Genomic DNA, 17,608 nt, shown 5'->3' on the forward strand with positions numbered 1-17,608 from the left:
ATTATTAAATTAAAGAATACAGTATTGATTAATGCATTAAAGATGAACCAAAGATATTTTATGGTGATTAATATTAGATTAATATTCTCTTAATGGCGAGACTTTACAAAAAAAATATTTGTAGAAGATAGATTTTAAGGTTACATTAAGTTTTCATTAATCAAACTATCCTATATTTACAGCAAATCTAATTAAAACCATCGAAAAATAAAAAAATCTGTTTATGTACAAGAGAAAATTCATTCCGTTAGTACTGTTAATGATTTTAATCGTCAATGGATGCAGCAACAAGCAAGAGGTAGTGTCAACTCCGATTGACTATGTAAATCCTTATATGGGGAATATCAGTCATTTGTTAGTTCCTACTTACCCAACTGTCCATCTTCCCAATAGTATGCTCCGCATCTATCCGGAAAGAGCAGATTACACTTCTGATAAAATAAAAGGCTTACCGGTCATTGTTACCTCGCATCGGGGAAAGTCTGCATTCAGCCTGTCTTTCTATCAGGGAGCAGAGAGCGGATTACAACCGGTATATTACTATTGTTATGATAATGAAGTGATAAAACCCTATTTCTATTCTTCCTATTTTGAAGAAGAAGAGGTTTCCACTAAATTCGCTCCTTCCCACCAGGCAGGAATCTATGAACTAAGTTTCCGGAAAAACGATGCTCCATATTTAATACTTAGTACCACCAATGGTGAGCTTAAAACTACGGAGAATACCATTTCCGGTTATCAGAACATAGATCATCAAACCAAAGTATATGTTTATATGGAGACTTCCGCACTGCCGGAAAAAACGATGACTGTCAGCAAAGAAGAAATAAATCACAGCCACACTGCCATAAAAGGCAAGAACGTGGGTATCGCTCTCTTATATTCAACAGATATAAAAACAATCAAAGTTCGCTACGGCATTTCCTTCATTGATGAAAAGCAAGCAAAAGCCAATCTACAGCGGGAAATAAAAGATTATGATGTAGAAAACCAGATGAACATTGCCAAAAACATCTGGAACCAAACATTAAGTAAAATCAAAGTGGAAGGAATAGACGAAAATGCAAAAGCAATATTCTATACTTCCCTCTACCGGACTTACGAACGGATGATTTGCCTTTCGGAAGACAACCGCTATTACAGTGCTTTCGACAATAGTATCCACAAAGATTCTGTCCCATTTTACACTGACGATTGGATTTGGGACACGTATAGAGCAGTCCACCCCTTACGTGTTATCATCGAACCACAAATGGAAGCTGACATGATTCAGTCTTTTATCAGAATGGCACAGCAAATGGAACATAACTGGATGCCTACATTTCCTGAAGTTACGGGAGACAGCCGTAGAATGAATTCCAATCACGGTGTAGCCACTGTTATTGATTCATATATAAAAGGAATCCGTAACTTTGATTTATCAGCTGCTTACGAAGCCTGCAAACTTGGTATTACAGAAAAAACGTTAGCCCCGTGGTCAGGCATAAAGGGAGGTGAAATCACAAAATTCTATTGGGAAAACGGATATTTACCGGCATTGGCACCGGGAGAACAAGAAACAGCTGACGAAGTACACCCATTTGAAAAACGCCAACCAGTAGCCGTCACTCTAGGTACGTCTTACGATGAATGGTGTCTGGCACAAATAGCCAAACAACTTGGGTATGAGAAAGACTATAACTACTTTCTACAAGGGAGTAAAAACTATCGGAATATTTTCAATCCTGAAACAAAATTCTTCCATCCCAAAAATGCAAAAGGCGAATTCATAGAACCCTTTGATTATGCCACTGCCGGTGGATTAGGTGCTCGTGAAGCATACGGCGAAAATAACGGTTGGATATACCGATGGGATGTTCCCCATAATATTGCTGATTTAATTGAACTGATGGGAGGGAAAGAAGCATTCAGAAATAATCTTGAAACGATGTATAACACCCCATTGGGCGAAGCCAAATATGTATTTTATGCACAATTACCGGATCATACGGGTAATGTAGGTCAATTTTCAATGGCTAATGAACCCAGTATGCACATTCCTTATCTGTACAACTATATAGGAGAGCCCTGGAGAACTCAAAAAAGAGTAAGGACATTGCTCGATGAATGGTTTAGAAATGACCTGATGGGACTCCCGGGCGATGAAGATGGCGGAGGAATGTCAGCATTTGTAGTCTTCTCCATGCTAGGTTTCTATCCTATTACTCCTGGTTTGCCTATTTATGTCATCGGAACTCCTATGTTCGAAAGAGCAGTTATTGAAACAGGAGCCGGCAAATCATTCGAAGTCATTGCGCACAACTATTCGCCGACAAATAAATATATCCAATCAGCCAAATTAAATGGCAAAGATTGGAACCAATCCTGGTTCGAACATAAAGAACTGATGAATGGCGGCAAACTGGAATTTACAATGGGAAACACTCCCAATAAGAATTGGGCGGCAGACAGTGTACCCCCTTCTTTTGAAATGAATAAATAACAGAATATGAATAAAATATTATTTGTCCTTTTATCGCTTTTGACTTCTCTGCAATCATACTCCCAAGAGCAAAATGAAAAAGAAGTTTCATTTCTCTTGTTGGGAGATATACACTATGATTTATTGGAAGATCACGATATGGAATGGTTATCCACCAAACCGGATGATCTGCGCCAAGTTACCAAAGAATATTCAGTATTCACGAAAAATACATGGCCGGAATTCTCCCGGATAATCAGCGGGCAAGTTCAAAAACACCAGCCGTCAATAAAAGCCGTTCTGCAAATGGGGGACTTGTCAGAAGGATTGGCCGGTTCTCCACAAAAAGCAATACAGATGGCTAACAGTGCCTTTAAGGCTGTCAACAAAATGAATCTGAAAGTACCTTTCATTATGACTAAAGGTAATCATGATATCACAGGACCAGGGGCTAAAGAAGCTTTTGAAAAAGTATACTTACCCAATATGGCAAGGTTGGCAGGACATCCATCATTACAATCAGCCAATTACACTACTACTCTTGATGATGTATTATTTGTGTGTTATGATCCATGGGATCGGAATCCGGAAGGGCTACAACAATTAGAAAAGTCACTAGCCGGTTCGAAAGCAACTTACAAGTTTGTCATGTTACACGAGCTTGTGATTCCGGTAAACGAAAGATGCTGGCATGTATTCCGACAAGATAATGCCAAGAGGATGCAATTAGAATATTATGCCGCATTTGGAGAAAAGCCATACGATACAGTCAACATATCCGAATTACTTACTTCGAATTAAAAACATATTAGCCATGAATGTAAAATTTAAAACTCACTTATTTATTCTCTCCTTATTCTTTTGCTATAATCTATCAGCACAAGAAATCGTCAAAGGAGATTTTAAGAACGAAAATCCACAAAGTTCGTATGTCCCTTCATTTGAAATGGATGCTACCGACAGACCGGTGAAGAATGTCATCTTAATGATAGGAGACGGCATGGGACTGGCACATATCTGTTCAGGAATGTATGCCAATCAAGGACAGCTTACTATCACTAATTTAAAAACATGCGGTTTCGTCAGAACGCAATCCGCCAACAAGTTTACAACAGATTCAGCTGCTTCCGGAACTGCTTACTCAACCGGAAAAAAAACTAAAAACGGAGCACTCGGAATGGATGAAAATAACCAAGTTATTCCCAACTTACCGGAGAAGTTATCCGGCTATGGCTACATTTCAGGAATCGTAACCACTGACAATCTCGACGGAGCTACTCCTGCTGCTTTCTTTGCTCACCAACCGGAACGTGGAATGTCTAAAGAAATTTGGGCAGATCTTCCTAACAGTAAGCTGACATTCTTTTCTGCCGGTAGTTATGAACTATTTGAAAAACAAGCACCAAACGTTCAAAAGGAAATCAAAAAAGAGTTTACCATCATAGAAGAACCGAATGACAAAGCCATCAAGAAATCTAAAAAACTGGGATACTTACCCACAAAAAGCAAAACAGCTTCTGTAAACGAAAACCGGGGAGATTTCCTTCCGTCTACCACCCAAATGGCTATTGACTATCTTTCGAGCAGGAGTACTAACGGTTTCTTCTTAATGGTAGAAGGTGCCCGAATAGATAAAAGTGCGCACAGCAATGATTATTCGGCAGTTGTCCGTGAAGTATTGGACTTTGATAAGGCGGTAGAAGCTGCTATCAGATTTGCAGAAAAAGATGGAAATACATTAGTGATTATTTCAGCTGATCATGAAACCGGAGCATTAGCTTTACGTGACGGAAACATAAAAGAAGGCAAAATGAAAGCAATGTTTGTATCTAAAGGACATACACCAATCATGGTTCCACTGTTTGCATACGGTCCACAATCCAAGCTTTTTGGCGGTGTTCAGGAAAACAGCGATGTTAGTAATAAAATTCTCCAATTACTCGCTAAATAAGATATAAAACAGATCTGTCATTCAAACTGAAATAAGAAAGAATTTCTTATTTGCATATAGAAAAAATTCTTTCTTATTTCTTTTCTGCCAGATAAACACCCAATTATAATACAAGCTGCCCCATCAAAGTAATCCATATAATTCGCAATGAAGCAATTGCCGTATTTCTTTATTTTGAGAATACCCCTACTTTTTTCTATCTTTAAATAAAGCGATTATGACTACTTTTAGAATAGGATAAAAGATGATCAAAGCCCTCGCACCCCAAATGGTTAAAAGTAGACCTTGCAAGATGGGCATTATTTGAATTTTATATGGATCCTTGAACAATCCTAAAACACATAAACTTATTCCACTTAAAAAAATCACTAAAAATAATACTGCACATATAAAAATGGGAAACGGACCGTCATATTCAGTAAAATCGGCTAATCCAAGCCATTTCTTCCATTTTCTCCGCCGTTCTTTCCTCCTTTCTTCCGGTTCCCTTTCTTTCCTCATTCTCTCCCACTCTATCACACGCCGACGGAATTCCTCTTGGGGACGCTGTAAGCTGAGATTGTATCTCCGCATCTTTTCGCTGATGCGCTTCTTTTTTCTTTTTGTCATTCTTGTATTTGTTATTTCTTGTGTGTTTTTACCTATTTATTTCTTTTCTGCCTGATAGACTCCAAAAATAATGCAACCTGCTCCCAATAATGTAATCCACGTGATTTTTTCGTGGAGAATGATAACCGAAGCTACCATAGTTACCAACGGATTGAGATAGATATAATTGGAGGCTCTAACGGTTCCCAACTGTTTCAATACCACATTCCAGAGGACATAACAAACCAAGGATGCCAGGACGGCCAAAAATAAGAGATTAGATAATACAACCGGTTTTAAAAGTACATCGAAATCAGGTTGTAACGGATGAAGAAAAAAGGCGGGAAGTATGGTTAATACTCCATAAAAGAATATTTTGCGGGTGATAAATACTGTGGGGTAACGCCCTGTCATTTTCTTTATCACCAAACTATAAAATGCCCACGACAGGGCGGCAAGTAAAGTGAGCAAATCCCCTACCGGAGATAATTTGAGTACAAAACTACCGTTAAAGACCACCAGTCCCACCCCGATTAAAGCTAATATGGAACCATAAATCAAACCTTTGGTGGCTTTTTCACTCTTATAAAAGAGAAGGGAAAGAATGGTAGTAAGCAAGGGAGCTGTGCAAATGATGAAAGCGACATTGGATGCTTGCGTAATTCCCAAAGCTGTATTCTCTGTAAAGAAATAGAGTGAACCACCGAAAAAACCTCCTGCCATCAACCAAAGTTCGTCTTTCCAATTACTCGTAAACAGACGTTTGGGAGAAATCACCCAAATGCCCAGATAGGCAATAAGAAAACGATAGAAGAATATCTCCTGTGGGGTCAGTCCGTGATTAATCAATACTTTGGTTGATATGAAAGTCAATCCCCAGATAGCAACTACAAGTATCGCAATCAGATGGTAATATCCATGCTTCAATTCCATAATGGTGGTGATGTTTGTTTAATAGAGTGCAAAGATAGCGAGAAGTTATGGAATGTTTGTTTGGAGAAGTAACAAAAAGCCCGTACCTTTGTTTATGTTCAAAGAAAGTTCCTAAAATAAGGTATAAGTTATGGAAAAATATATAGCACCGGACAGGAAACGTATCCCATACGGCATGATGAACTTTGCAGTAATCCGCCGCGACGACTGTTATTATGTAGACAAAACCCGGTTTATACCCATGATAGAAGAGGCGGACAAGTTTTTCTTCTTTATTCGTCCGCGCCGTTTCGGCAAAAGCCTCACAGTAAATATGTTGCAGCACTATTATGATATACTTGCCAAGGATAAGTTCGATGCCCTGTTTGGCGACCTTTACATCGGAAAGCACCCTACGCGCGATCGGAACAGCTATCTGGTACTATACCTCAACTTCTCCGGAATAGTAGGCGAACTACACAACTATCGCAAAGGACTGGATGCGCATTGCCAAACAATGTTCGACTATTTCTGTGATATTTACGCCGACTATCTCCCCAAAGGCATCAAGGAAGAACTCGACAAAAAAGAAGGAGCTGTCGAACAATTTGAATACCTATTCACAGAATGTAATAAGACCAACCAACGTATTTACCTTTTTATTGACGAATACGACCATTTCACCAATGCCATCCTCTCGGATATAGAAAGCCTGCACCGCTATACGGACGAAACACATGGCGAAGGTTATCTGCGCGCCTTCTTCAATAAAATTAAAGCTGGAACTTATTCCAGTATCGAGCGTTGTTTCATTACCGGTGTAAGCCCCGTGACAATGGACGACCTCACAAGCGGTTTCAACATCGGAACCAACTACTCGCTCACGCCGGAATTCAACGAGATGATAGGTTTCACGGAAGAAGAAGTGCGCCAAATGCTCACTTACTATTCTACCACCAGTCCATTCAACCACAGTGTGGACGAATTGATAGAAATAATGAAACCCTGGTATGACAACTACTGCTTTGCGGAAGAATGTTATGGCGAAACCACCATGTACAACTCAAATATGGTGCTCTACTTCGTCAAGAATTATATTCAACGAGGCAAAGCCCCCCGGGATATGGTAGAAGACAATATCCGTATCGATTACGAAAAATTACGTATGCTCATCCGGAAGGACAAAGAGTTTGCCCATGATGCTTCCATCATACAAACATTGGTGAGCGAAGGCTACGTCACCGGAGAACTGAAAAAAGGTTTTCCTGCCGTCAATATTACCAACCCCGACAACTTTGTGAGCCTGCTCTACTATTTCGGTATGCTCACCATTAGTGGCACGTATAAAGGAAAGACCAAACTCACCATTCCTAATCAGGTAGTCCGCGAACAAATCTACACTTATCTGCTAAGTACCTATAACGAAGCCGAACTCAATTTCAGTAGTTACGAAAAGAACGAACTTGCCAGCGCTCTTGCCTACGATGGCGACTGGAAAGCCTATTTCGGTTATATTGCTGACTGCCTGAAACGCTACACCTCCCAGCGTGACAAGCAGAAAGGTGAATTTTTTGTCCACGGCTTTACGCTTGCCATGACGGCACAAAACCGTTTCTACCGTCCCATTTCCGAACAGGACACACAGGCAGGCTATGTCGACATTTTCCTCTGTCCGCTACTGGATATCTATTCAGACATGAAGCACAGCTACATTGTGGAACTAAAGTATGCCAAGTATAAAGATCCCGAAAGCCGCGTGGAAGAACTGCGACAGGAAGCTATTGCCCAAGCGAATCGCTATGCTGACACTGATACGGTAAAGAGAGCAGTCGGCACTACACAGCTTCATAAGATTGTGGTTGTATACAAAGGAATGGATATGCCGATATGTGAAGAGGTTTAACAGATAGGCTAACAATATGAAAAGATCAATAAAACGTTTGCCCAAACGCACGCAAGAAGAGTTGGCGGTGTTGCAAGAGCTGATATTGTCGAATCTTACGAATGTGCGTATGATTATCTTGTATGGAAGTTATGCGCGGGGAAAATATGTCATCTGGGATGAAACATACGACGAACGTGGAGTAACTACTTACTACCAAAGTGATTTGGATATTCTGGTGATATGTGATACGAGAGACGCAAATAAAGCAGAGAGGCATGCGCGCGAGGTGATCGTTCCTAAATATGATACAAGAATGGAAGGAAAGCGGCATCCGGCACCGCCTAATATTATTGTAGAAACTCCAGTGACCATTAATAGAGCTATAAGAAGGAAGCATTATTTCTTTTATGAAATTATAAAAGACGGAATTCTGTTGTATGACAATGGTACGTTTCATATTGGCAAACCTGAAAAGTTGCCGTATCGGGAGATTAAGCAATATGCAGAGGAAGAATATGAAGAATGTTTTCCTTTAGCAGAAGGATTCTTAAGACATGGCGAACTAGCCTATGAAGATGGAGACTATAAATTAGGTTCTTTCTTATTACATCAAGCCTGCGAGCGCTTCTACAAATCATTTACGCTTGTGTATAACGGAATTCGCCCTAAATCTCATGAATTAAAAGTACTGGGAGCGATGGTCAGAAGCTGTTCACGAGGATTTGCTAATGTGTTTCCTACCAATACTTTCGAAGATAATAAAGCATTTGATAAATTATGCAGGGCATATATCGAAGCGCGATACAACCGGCTGTTCACCGTCAACAAAGAGGAATACGAGTATATGCTGGCACGAACAGAGGTACTGCGCGAAGTGACTATCCGAGAATGTGCTGCACGCATAACATATTACGACGAGATGATAGAAAAAGAAGAGAAAGACAAGATATAACCATATATTGTAAAAATGAAGAATTACCCTCATCACAAATAGCTGTAATGAGGGTAATCACGTTAAAAGAGAGTTTCGATACATCTCCTTACTATCAAATTCTTACATGAAGAACTATTTGGTCACCTTGTAAGTTCCACTTCCATACTCCTTTGACTTCATCTCTCCGGGAAGGGTTACGGTAGCGGTAACACCCTTAGGAATGGTGAATTCCCAAATCCAGGTATCTCCTTCGTATTTCCAGGCACTCTTGATGAGTCCGGCGGCGGAACGGTATTCGGCAGTCACGTGTCCTAACCGCTTGTCTGGAATGGGCTTCATGATGATATGCTTAAAGCCGGGAGTGGCAGGATCGGCTGCGATGCCGGCAACGGTTTCCCAAATCCATTCACATACGCATCCATAGGCATAATGATTGAAGCTGTTCATGCCGCGCGGTCCCATTCCTTTGTCTATCATATAGCTGTTCCACCGTTCCCAGATGGTGGTGGCTCCATTGTCCACAGAATACAGCCAGCTTGGGTTCTTACGTTGAAAGAGGAGTTCATAGGCAATGTCTTCCATGCCATTCTCCGTGAGGGTGGCCATGAGAATGGATGTGCCCAAGAATCCGGTCTGCAAGCAAAGATCGTGCTGTGCGAAGTTTTCACGCAGGCGGTCTATCATCTTCGCTTTGGCTTCGCCTTCCACAAGCTGGTTCTTCAAGGCAAACAAGGCAGGAGTTTGCATGGTGTTGAGGATGGCGGTTTTGAAGGTGCCGTCTTCGTTGAGGAAGTTCTCTTTGATGTATGCCTTTGCCGAATCGGCCATTTGCTGGTACTTGGCGGCATCGCGACCGGTGGCGGCAGCCATATCCCGCATCATGAAAGCATCTATCACCCAGTAGGAAGCGCTCAAATAGTTCCAATAGCTGACGGCATCAGGAAGCGGACCTTGGGGAGAGAAAGCCAGTCCGCTACAACTTTCCAGTGGTTCGTAGCTCAACCAGTCGGCCCATTGGTAGTTGCCGTTCTCACCGCAGAGAGTCTCGTGGTTATACTTGGTGTCGTTGATGTGGTTCATAAACAGGTCCATGGCGTTCCAGCTCTCCTCAATAATTTGCGTGTCACCGAATTGCTTCCATACCGTCCAGGGCACGATGATTCCGGCATCGGCCCAACCCAAACGCATTTTCTCATCACCGTATTGTGCCAAGGGAGCCACTCCGGGGAATCCGCCCAAACTATTCTGGGTGTCGCGCATGTCACGCATCCACTTATGGAAAAACTTCATGGTGTTAGCAAAGAACGTACCGGTTTCTGCAAACACTTGTGTGTCTGCTGTCCAGCCCAGACGCTCGTCTCGTTGCGGACAGTCGGTGGGTATGGACAGGTAGTTGGATAGCTGTCCCCAATAAGTATTGGAGATGAGCTTGTTCACAAGGTCGTTGCCTGTGGTGATAGTGCCGGTCTCCAGTTCCTTTGCGATGGAAGTAACGGGGATGGACTTCAACGACTTGATGGCAACATTCCCAGTGGCAATTATGGAGACGTAGCGGTAACCAAAGAAGGTGCAGTGAGGATAATAGGCCACATAGTTATCTCCGCCAGCAAAGGTGTAATCCAGACGGATACCGGTGTGGGGGATGCGCAGGTTTTCGCGATGGCAGCTTCCTTCCGGACCGTCCATCCCACGAATCTTGGCACCATTGCCGTCATTGAGCAGCTCTGCAGGAAGGCAAGTCAGCACCGTTCCCTCGGCAGCTTTGAATACGAAAGAAGGTACGCCGGCACAATTTTGTCCGAAGTCCACCACTAACGTCTCTCCCGGACTTACGGTCATCTCCGTACCCGATGCGAACTCACGGGCAATAATTACCTTACCGAACTCATTCTCCTTTGCTCCTTCTACATTCTTCCAAACGTATGCTTTGACAGGAGCGAGGGCGAGATCAGTACGCAGATAGACTTCCGCTCCGTCCGAAGGCAGGATATCGCCAGAGAATTCGGTGTTCTCTTCGGGCGTGGAGAGTTTCTCCACGCATTCGTAGCCCATCGACTCGCGTGCATCATACTCTTCTCCGTCAAAGATACCAGCATGTTTCACTGGGCCGGCAATTCCGGCTTTCCAATTTTTAAGATCAGTACCGTAACGCTTTTTGCTTCCGTCAGAAAAAGTCAGTTCCAGTACACCACGGAAGGCACATTTCTTGCCTATCATGCCGTCATATCCTCCAGGGGTTATGATTTTGTCAGCCCACCATCCCGGCGTCACCTGTACGGAGAGCATATTCTCGGCGTTTGGCTTGGTACGGATGATGTCTGTAATATCATAGGTGAAAGAACGTTTGGTCTTGGCATAGTGTGTGAAGCCCGGTTTCAGAAATTCCTCGCCTACGGGTTTCCCATTCACATACAACTCATAAACTCCCAGTCCAGCGGTCATCCACTTGGCAGAGACAATTTTCTGTTCGTTTTTCACGGTGGACACGAACCAACTCGCGCCATCGGCTGCGCGACCGTCATTATGTCCTTTCACTACAGGAGCGTCTACTGCGGAAATCCATTTGGATTCGTTCCAGGCTGATGCTTCCAATGCGTCAGTACGTTTTCCGACTTCGGTTGCGTTTATCAGTCCGCTATTCGAGAAAAGCGCGAGAATCATTATCGGGATAAGATTCGCAAAACAATGAAGATTCATTTTCATACTTATATGTATTTTTAGTATTAAAAGATTAACTTGGAAATGCAGTTTTAGTTTTACAGGGCTTGCACAACAAAATTACAGAATTATATGATATGACAGACGATTTCTGCATTTTTTTTGACTCAATGATGGTTTCTATTCAATCCGGAGAACTGACTCATAAGTCCGAACTGATTGAACAGACAGCAGGAGCTTTTTACGTTGAATGATCGATTATCGGGCAAAACAATGACATATTGTAAAATAATATAATCAATACACTCATTCAGTATATTGTAGAAATTATTTATTAAAGAAGAAAAGAAGATGCCGGTTATTCATTGCAATCATTCTTTCTTCTTTACACGAAAGCCTCGAAATCGAATAAACTCTATTCAAGTTTTTAATAAATAACAAAGAGGTTTATTATAAACGGTATCCAAGTTTATTATAAACTCTTTTTTGACACTTTCAATACCTAAAATAGAATTATTGCAACAAAAATGGGCAAGAACCTTCACAGTTTCTTGCCCATTCGTTATCCTCGTTATGCAATTCGCATATTAACCTATTGAACTTTATGTAATAAAATTTATATATTTCATTGTTATTTCTTTATCATTATTGACCTCAAATATACAAAATAAAAAGAAGAAAGTCAATAGGGAAAGCGTGGTTATCTGAAAATAAACACGTAAATTTGTGCCTCGAATTAGAAATAACAGTATAAATCACTATAAATAAAAACTTTATCACTATGGAGTACAATTTCAGAGAAATTGAAAAGAAGTGGCAGAAAAGGTGGGTAGAAGAGAAAACCTACCAAGTTACGGAAGATGATTCGAAGCAAAAATTTTATGTACTAAACATGTTTCCTTACCCATCAGGAGCTGGTCTACACGTAGGTCATCCGCTGGGATACATTGCTTCGGATATTTACGCCCGTTACAAACGACTGCAGGGCTTCAATGTACTCAACCCAATGGGATATGACGCTTACGGTCTGCCGGCAGAACAATATGCTATCCAGACCGGACAGCATCCTGCTATCACTACCGTCAACAATATCGACCGCTACCGCGAGCAGTTGGACAAAATAGGTTTCTCTTTCGACTGGAACCGTGAAATCCGTACTTGCGACCCGGAATATTATCATTGGACCCAATGGGCCTTCCAAAAAATGTTCAACAGCTATTATTGTAACGATGAACAGGAAGCCCGTCCTATCGAAGAACTGGAAAAAGCCTTCGCCATCTACGGAAACGAAGGACTCAATGCCGCTTGCAGCGAAGATATCAGCTTTACTGCCGAAGAGTGGAACGCCAAAAGCGAAAAAGAAAAGCAGGAAATCTTGATGAACTATCGTATCGCTTATCTGGGTGAAACAATGGTAAACTGGTGTGCCGAATTAGGAACTGTACTGGCTAACGACGAGGTAGTAGACGGAGTCAGCGAACGTGGCGGTTTTCCTGTTATCCAGAAGAAAATGCGCCAATGGTGTCTGCGTGTATCCGCTTACGCACAACGCTTGCTTGATGGATTGGACACGATCGAATGGACAGATTCTCTGAAAGAAACCCAAAGAAACTGGATCGGACGTTCGGAAGGTGCTGAAGTGCAATTCAAAGTAAAAGACAGTGACCTCGAATTCACTATTTTCACCACTCGTGCAGATACCATGTTCGGTGTTACCTTTATGGTATTGGCTCCGGAAAGTGAATTGGTGGCACAGTTAACGACTCCTGAACAAAAAGCAGAAGTAGACGCCTACCTCGATCGTACCAAAAAACGTACGGAACGCGAACGTATTGCCGACCGTAGTGTTACCGGTGTGTTCAGTGGTTCGTATGCTATCAATCCGTTCACAGGTGAAGCAGTGCCTGTATGGATCAGCGATTACGTACTGGCCGGATACGGAACAGGAGCTATTATGGCTGTACCTGCTCATGATAGCCGCGACTATGCATTTGCCAAACATTTCGGATTGGAAATCCGTCCGTTGGTAGAAGGTTGTGATGTTAGCGAAGAAAGTTTCGATGCAAAAGAAGGCATTGTTTGCAACTCTCCGCGTCTTGATGTCACTCCTTACTGTGATCTTTCATTGAACGGACTGACCATCAAAGAAGCGATAGAAACAACCAAGAAATATGTAAAAGAGCACAATCTGGGCCGTGTGAAAGTGAACTACCGTCTGCGTGACGCTATTTTCTCTCGCCAACGTTACTGGGGTGAGCCGTTCCCTGTTTACTACAAAGACGGAATGCCCTATATGATTGACGAAGCCAGTCTGCCGCTGGAACTTCCGGAAGTCGCTAAATTCCTGCCTACCGAAACAGGTGAGCCTCCATTGGGACACGCAACTAAATGGGCTTGGGATACAGTAAACAAATGTGTCGTAGAAAATGAGAAGATCGACCATGTAACCGTCTTCCCACTGGAACTGAACACCATGCCGGGATTCGCCGGTTCTTCGGCTTATTATCTCCGCTACATGGACCCGCATAATCATCAGGCATTAGTTGATCCGAAAATTGACCAGTACTGGAAAAATGTAGACCTATATGTAGGTGGTACCGAACATGCAACAGGCCACTTGATTTATTCTCGTTTTTGGAATAAATTCCTGTATGACATGGGTGTGTCTGTAATGGAAGAGCCATTCCAAAAGTTAGTAAACCAAGGAATGATTCAAGGTCGCAGTAACTTTGTATATCGTATCAAAGACACCAATACTTTCGTTTCACTGAACCTGAAAGATCAGTACGAAGTTACTCCTATCCATGTAGACGTAAATATCGTATCTAATGATATTTTGGATTTGGAAGCATTCAAAGCATGGCGTCCTGAATATAAAACAGCCGAATTTATCCTCGAAGACGGAAAATATGTTTGCGGATGGGCAGTTGAAAAAATGAGTAAATCTATGTTCAATGTAGTCAATCCAGATATGATTGTTGAGAAATACGGTGCGGATACACTTCGTATGTATGAAATGTTCCTTGGCCCGGTAGAACAGTCTAAACCGTGGGATACAAACGGAATCGACGGTGTACACCGTTTTATCCGTAAATTCTGGTCGTTGTTCTACAGCCGTACGGACGAATATCTGGTGACAGACGAACCTGCAACAAAAGAAGAATTGAAGAGCCTTCATAAATTAATCAAGAAGGTGACTGGTGATATTGAACAGTTCTCTTACAATACATCTATCAGCGCATTCATGATTTGCGTAAACGAACTCTTCAACCTGAAATGCAGCAAAAAAGAGATTCTGGAACAGCTCGTTATCACTCTCGCTCCTTTCGCTCCACATGTCTGCGAAGAGTTGTGGGATGTATTGGGACACGAAACTTCCGTATGCGACGCCCAATGGCCTGCATACAACGAAGAATATCTGAAAGAAGATACTATCAACTATACCATCTCTTTCAACGGAAAGGCACGTTTCAATATGGAATTTGCAGCAGATGAAGCTTCGGACACTATCCAAGCCGCAGTATTGGCCGACGAACGTTCACAAAAGTGGATTGATGGCAAGACTCCGAAAAAGATCATTGTCGTTCCGAAAAAGATTGTAAACATTGTAATTTAAAGTATTAAGTATAAAACAATAAGTATTAAGTAATAAGTATTAAGTATTATCCGTAGTCGTTTTCCAAATATATCCGCCAGGTTAATACTTAATACTTATTACTTAATACTTGAACTTAAAATCCATGCATAAACTGACAAAAGCGGAAATAATGAGAGAAGTGAAAGATTATATCTACATCACTCTCGGATTGATAAGCTATTCTTTGGGATGGGCTGCATTCCTGTTACCTTATCAGATAACTACCGGAGGAACTACCGGTATCGGGGCTATTATCTATTATGCAACAGGATTCCCAATCCAATGGTCATACTTCATCATTAATGCAGTTCTGATGACCTTCGCAATCCGGGTATTAGGTCCAAAATTTAGTATAAAAACCACTTATGCTATTTTTACGCTGACTTTTCTGCTTTGGTTATTCCAGTTGGTGGTGAACAATTACGTAGAAGCACCGGATATGACGCCGGACGGCAAGCCGCTATTGCTTGGTACAGGACAGGACTTCATGGCTTGTATTATCGGTGCAGCCATGTGTGGTGTAGGCCTCGGTATCACTTTCAACTACAATGGAAGTACGGGCGGAACAGATATTATCGCGGCCATCGTCAATAAATACAAAGATGTATCACTTGGACGAATGATTATGATATGTGATGTATTCATTATCAGCTCCTGTTACTTTATATTTCATGATTGGCGCCGGGTTATTTTCGGTTTTGTCACCCTGTTTATTATTGGTGTTGTGCTCGACTGGATTATCAACAGTGCTCGTCAATCGGTTCAATTCTTCATCTTCTCCAAGAAATATGATGAAATAGCCGACCGTATCATTAAAGACGCCGACCGGGGAGTAACGGTACTCGACGGTACGGGATGGTACAGTAAAAACAATGTGAAAGTATTGGTAGTACTTGCCAAGAAACGTCAGTCACTCGAAATTTTCCGTTTGGTAAAACGCATTGATCCGAATGCTTTTATCTCTCAAAGTTCCGTTATCGGTGTGTATGGCGAAGGATTCGATAAGCTGAAAGTAAAATAAGAACCGGTTGATAAGTAGTGAACAACCCTGTTAAAACAAAAAATAAGATGATGAAACGCAAACTTGTATTTGCTACCAATAATGCTCATAAACTAGAAGAAGTAGCCGCTATCCTGGGAGATCAAGTAGAATTATTAAGTCTCAATGATATCGGTTGCCAAACGGATATTCCCGAAACTGCTGAAACACTGGAAGGAAATGCGTTATTAAAATCTTCCTATATCTACAAAAACTATCATCTGGATTGTTTTGCCGATGATACGGGATTGGAAGTGGAAGCCTTGAACGGAGCTCCCGGAGTCTATTCCGCCCGCTATGCAGGAGGTGAAGGACACGACGCCCAGGCAAATATGCTCAAACTTCTTCACGAACTGGACGGAAAAGAAAACCGTAAAGCACAATTCCGTACCGCTATTTCGTTGATACTGGACGGAAAGGAGTATCTCTTTGAAGGAGTGATAAAAGGCGAAATAATCAAAGAAAAACGTGGTGATTCCGGATTTGGCTACGATCCTGTATTCATGCCTGAAGGTTACGACCGGACTTTTGCCGAATTGGGAAATGATATAAAAAACCAAATCAGCCATCGTGCACTGGCTGTACAGAAACTTTGTGAGTTTCTGCAAAGCTGATTATACATACCCACTTAAAATATAAAACACAATGAAGAAAATTACTTTATTTACTTTACTTACGCTCCTATTGTGTACTTCGTGTGTAACAAAAAAGAAGTTCATGCTTGCAGAGATGGCAGCCACCGCAAGCAAAGACAGTCTGCAAGGGTTGTTGAATAACTCCCGCGAAGTTGGTAACCAGCTATCGACACAAGTCAAAAACCTCTTGCGTGATACGACCAAGATGGGGAACAGTATCCGCCAGTATCAGAGTATGTTGAATGTCAACATGACTGAACAGGAAAAACTGAATGCGCTGTTGAGCCAAAAGAAAAATGAGCTGAACGAAAGAGAACGCACGATCAATGAATTGCAAGACATGATTAAGGCGCAGAATGATAAGGTACAAAATCTCTTGAGTAATGTAAAAGACGCATTACTTGGTTTTAGTACTGACGAGCTGACCGTTCGCGAGAAAGACGGAAAAGTATATGTAGCGATGTCCGACAAATTATTATTCCAGTCAGGAAGTGCCCGCCTGGACAAACGTGGAGAGGAAGCTCTCGGTAAACTGGCCGAAGTACTGAACAAACAAACGGACATCGACGTATTTATCGAAGGACATACGGACAACAAACCGATCAATACTGTACAATTCAAGGATAACTGGGATTTGAGTGTGATCCGTGCCACTTCCGTAGTTCGTATCCTCATCAAGAATTACAATGTAAATCCTTTGCAGATTCAACCTAGCGGCCGCGGTGAATATATGCCTGTTGATGATAACGAAACAATAGAAGGAAGAAGCAAGAATCGCCGTACGGAGATTATCATGGCTCCGAAACTGGATAAGTTGTTCCAAATGCTTCAAAGTTCGGAAGAATCCAAATAAAAAATAATTGATTCAATAATCAACAATAAAAAATCCTCTCGGTTAATAAACTGGG

12 protein-coding genes are annotated in these 17,608 nt (G+C 41.8%); 9 read left to right on the forward strand and 3 right to left on the reverse strand.

Annotated elements, in window-relative coordinates; genetic code table 11:
- The first annotated feature begins 223 nt into the window (after nt 1–223).
- The 3 genes from INE92_RS18935 to INE92_RS18945 are packed head-to-tail and all read left to right on the forward strand — an operon-like array spanning nt 224 to nt 4,412.
- A complete protein-coding gene (locus INE92_RS18935; protein ID WP_195436331.1) occupies nt 224–2,482 on the forward strand; it encodes a GH92 family glycosyl hydrolase in 2,259 nt (752 codons plus the stop codon).
- 6 nt (nt 2,483–2,488) lie between these two features.
- A complete protein-coding gene (locus INE92_RS18940) occupies nt 2,489–3,262 on the forward strand; it encodes a metallophosphoesterase family protein (protein WP_004314167.1) in 774 nt (257 codons plus the stop codon).
- A 13-nt stretch (nt 3,263–3,275) separates the two neighbouring features.
- A complete protein-coding gene (locus tag INE92_RS18945) occupies nt 3,276–4,412 on the forward strand; it encodes an alkaline phosphatase (protein WP_195436332.1) in 1,137 nt (378 codons plus the stop codon).
- A 186-nt stretch (nt 4,413–4,598) separates the two neighbouring features.
- On the opposite strand, the gene INE92_RS18950 is transcribed toward INE92_RS18945, so the two are convergent.
- Together INE92_RS18950 and INE92_RS18955 are read right to left on the reverse strand one after the other, a co-directional pair.
- The gene (locus tag INE92_RS18950; protein ID WP_195436333.1) at nt 4,599–5,021 is read right to left on the reverse strand and encodes a hypothetical protein; all 423 of its coding nucleotides are present in this window, start codon (nt 5,019–5,021) and stop codon (nt 4,599–4,601) included.
- Between the two features lie 36 nt (nt 5,022–5,057).
- Nucleotides 5,058–5,933 carry a DMT family transporter gene (locus tag INE92_RS18955; RefSeq protein ID WP_195436334.1) on the reverse strand — a complete coding sequence of 292 codons (876 nt, stop codon included), beginning with the start codon at nt 5,931–5,933 and terminating at the stop codon, nt 5,058–5,060.
- Nucleotides 5,934–6,063: 130 nt separating this feature from the next.
- Between INE92_RS18955 and INE92_RS18960 the strand changes: the two genes are divergently transcribed.
- Both INE92_RS18960 and INE92_RS18965 read left to right on the forward strand, forming a co-directional pair.
- A complete protein-coding gene (locus tag INE92_RS18960) occupies nt 6,064–7,815 on the forward strand; it encodes an AAA family ATPase (protein WP_118219869.1) in 1,752 nt (583 codons plus the stop codon).
- 16 nt (nt 7,816–7,831) lie between these two features.
- A complete protein-coding gene (locus INE92_RS18965; protein ID WP_008775344.1) occupies nt 7,832–8,749 on the forward strand; it encodes a HEPN domain-containing protein in 918 nt (305 codons plus the stop codon).
- A 114-nt stretch (nt 8,750–8,863) separates the two neighbouring features.
- Here the strand turns inward: INE92_RS18965 and INE92_RS18970 are convergent, their stop codons facing one another.
- Nucleotides 8,864–11,434 carry a family 78 glycoside hydrolase catalytic domain gene (locus INE92_RS18970; RefSeq protein WP_195436335.1) on the reverse strand — a complete coding sequence of 857 codons (2,571 nt, stop codon included), beginning with the start codon at nt 11,432–11,434 and terminating at the stop codon, nt 8,864–8,866.
- A gap of 736 nt (nt 11,435–12,170) precedes the next feature.
- On the opposite strand from INE92_RS18970, the gene leuS reads away from it, so the two are divergent.
- The 4 genes from leuS to INE92_RS18990 all read left to right on the forward strand — a co-directional run bounded on the left by leuS (nt 12,171) and on the right by INE92_RS18990 (nt 17,553).
- Entirely contained in the window at nt 12,171–15,005 is a 2,835-nt protein-coding gene (gene leuS / locus INE92_RS18975; protein ID WP_074908727.1) for a leucine--tRNA ligase, read from the forward strand.
- 124 nt (nt 15,006–15,129) lie between these two features.
- On the forward strand, nt 15,130–16,047 hold the full coding sequence (locus tag INE92_RS18980; protein ID WP_004314158.1) for a YitT family protein: 918 nt from the start codon (nt 15,130–15,132) through the stop codon (nt 16,045–16,047).
- 50 nt (nt 16,048–16,097) lie between these two features.
- Nucleotides 16,098–16,679 carry a non-canonical purine NTP diphosphatase gene (locus INE92_RS18985; protein WP_004314157.1) on the forward strand — a complete coding sequence of 194 codons (582 nt, stop codon included), beginning with the start codon at nt 16,098–16,100 and terminating at the stop codon, nt 16,677–16,679.
- Nucleotides 16,680–16,710: 31 nt separating this feature from the next.
- Nucleotides 16,711–17,553: an OmpA/MotB family protein gene (locus INE92_RS18990; protein WP_195436336.1), complete on the forward strand. Its 843-nt coding sequence runs from the start codon at nt 16,711–16,713 to the stop codon at nt 17,551–17,553.
- The last annotated feature ends 55 nt before the right edge of the window (nt 17,554–17,608 follow it).

Origin of the sequence: Bacteroides xylanisolvens, assembly GCF_018289135.1 — a bacterium.
GTDB lineage: Bacteria > Bacteroidota > Bacteroidia > Bacteroidales > Bacteroidaceae > Bacteroides > Bacteroides xylanisolvens.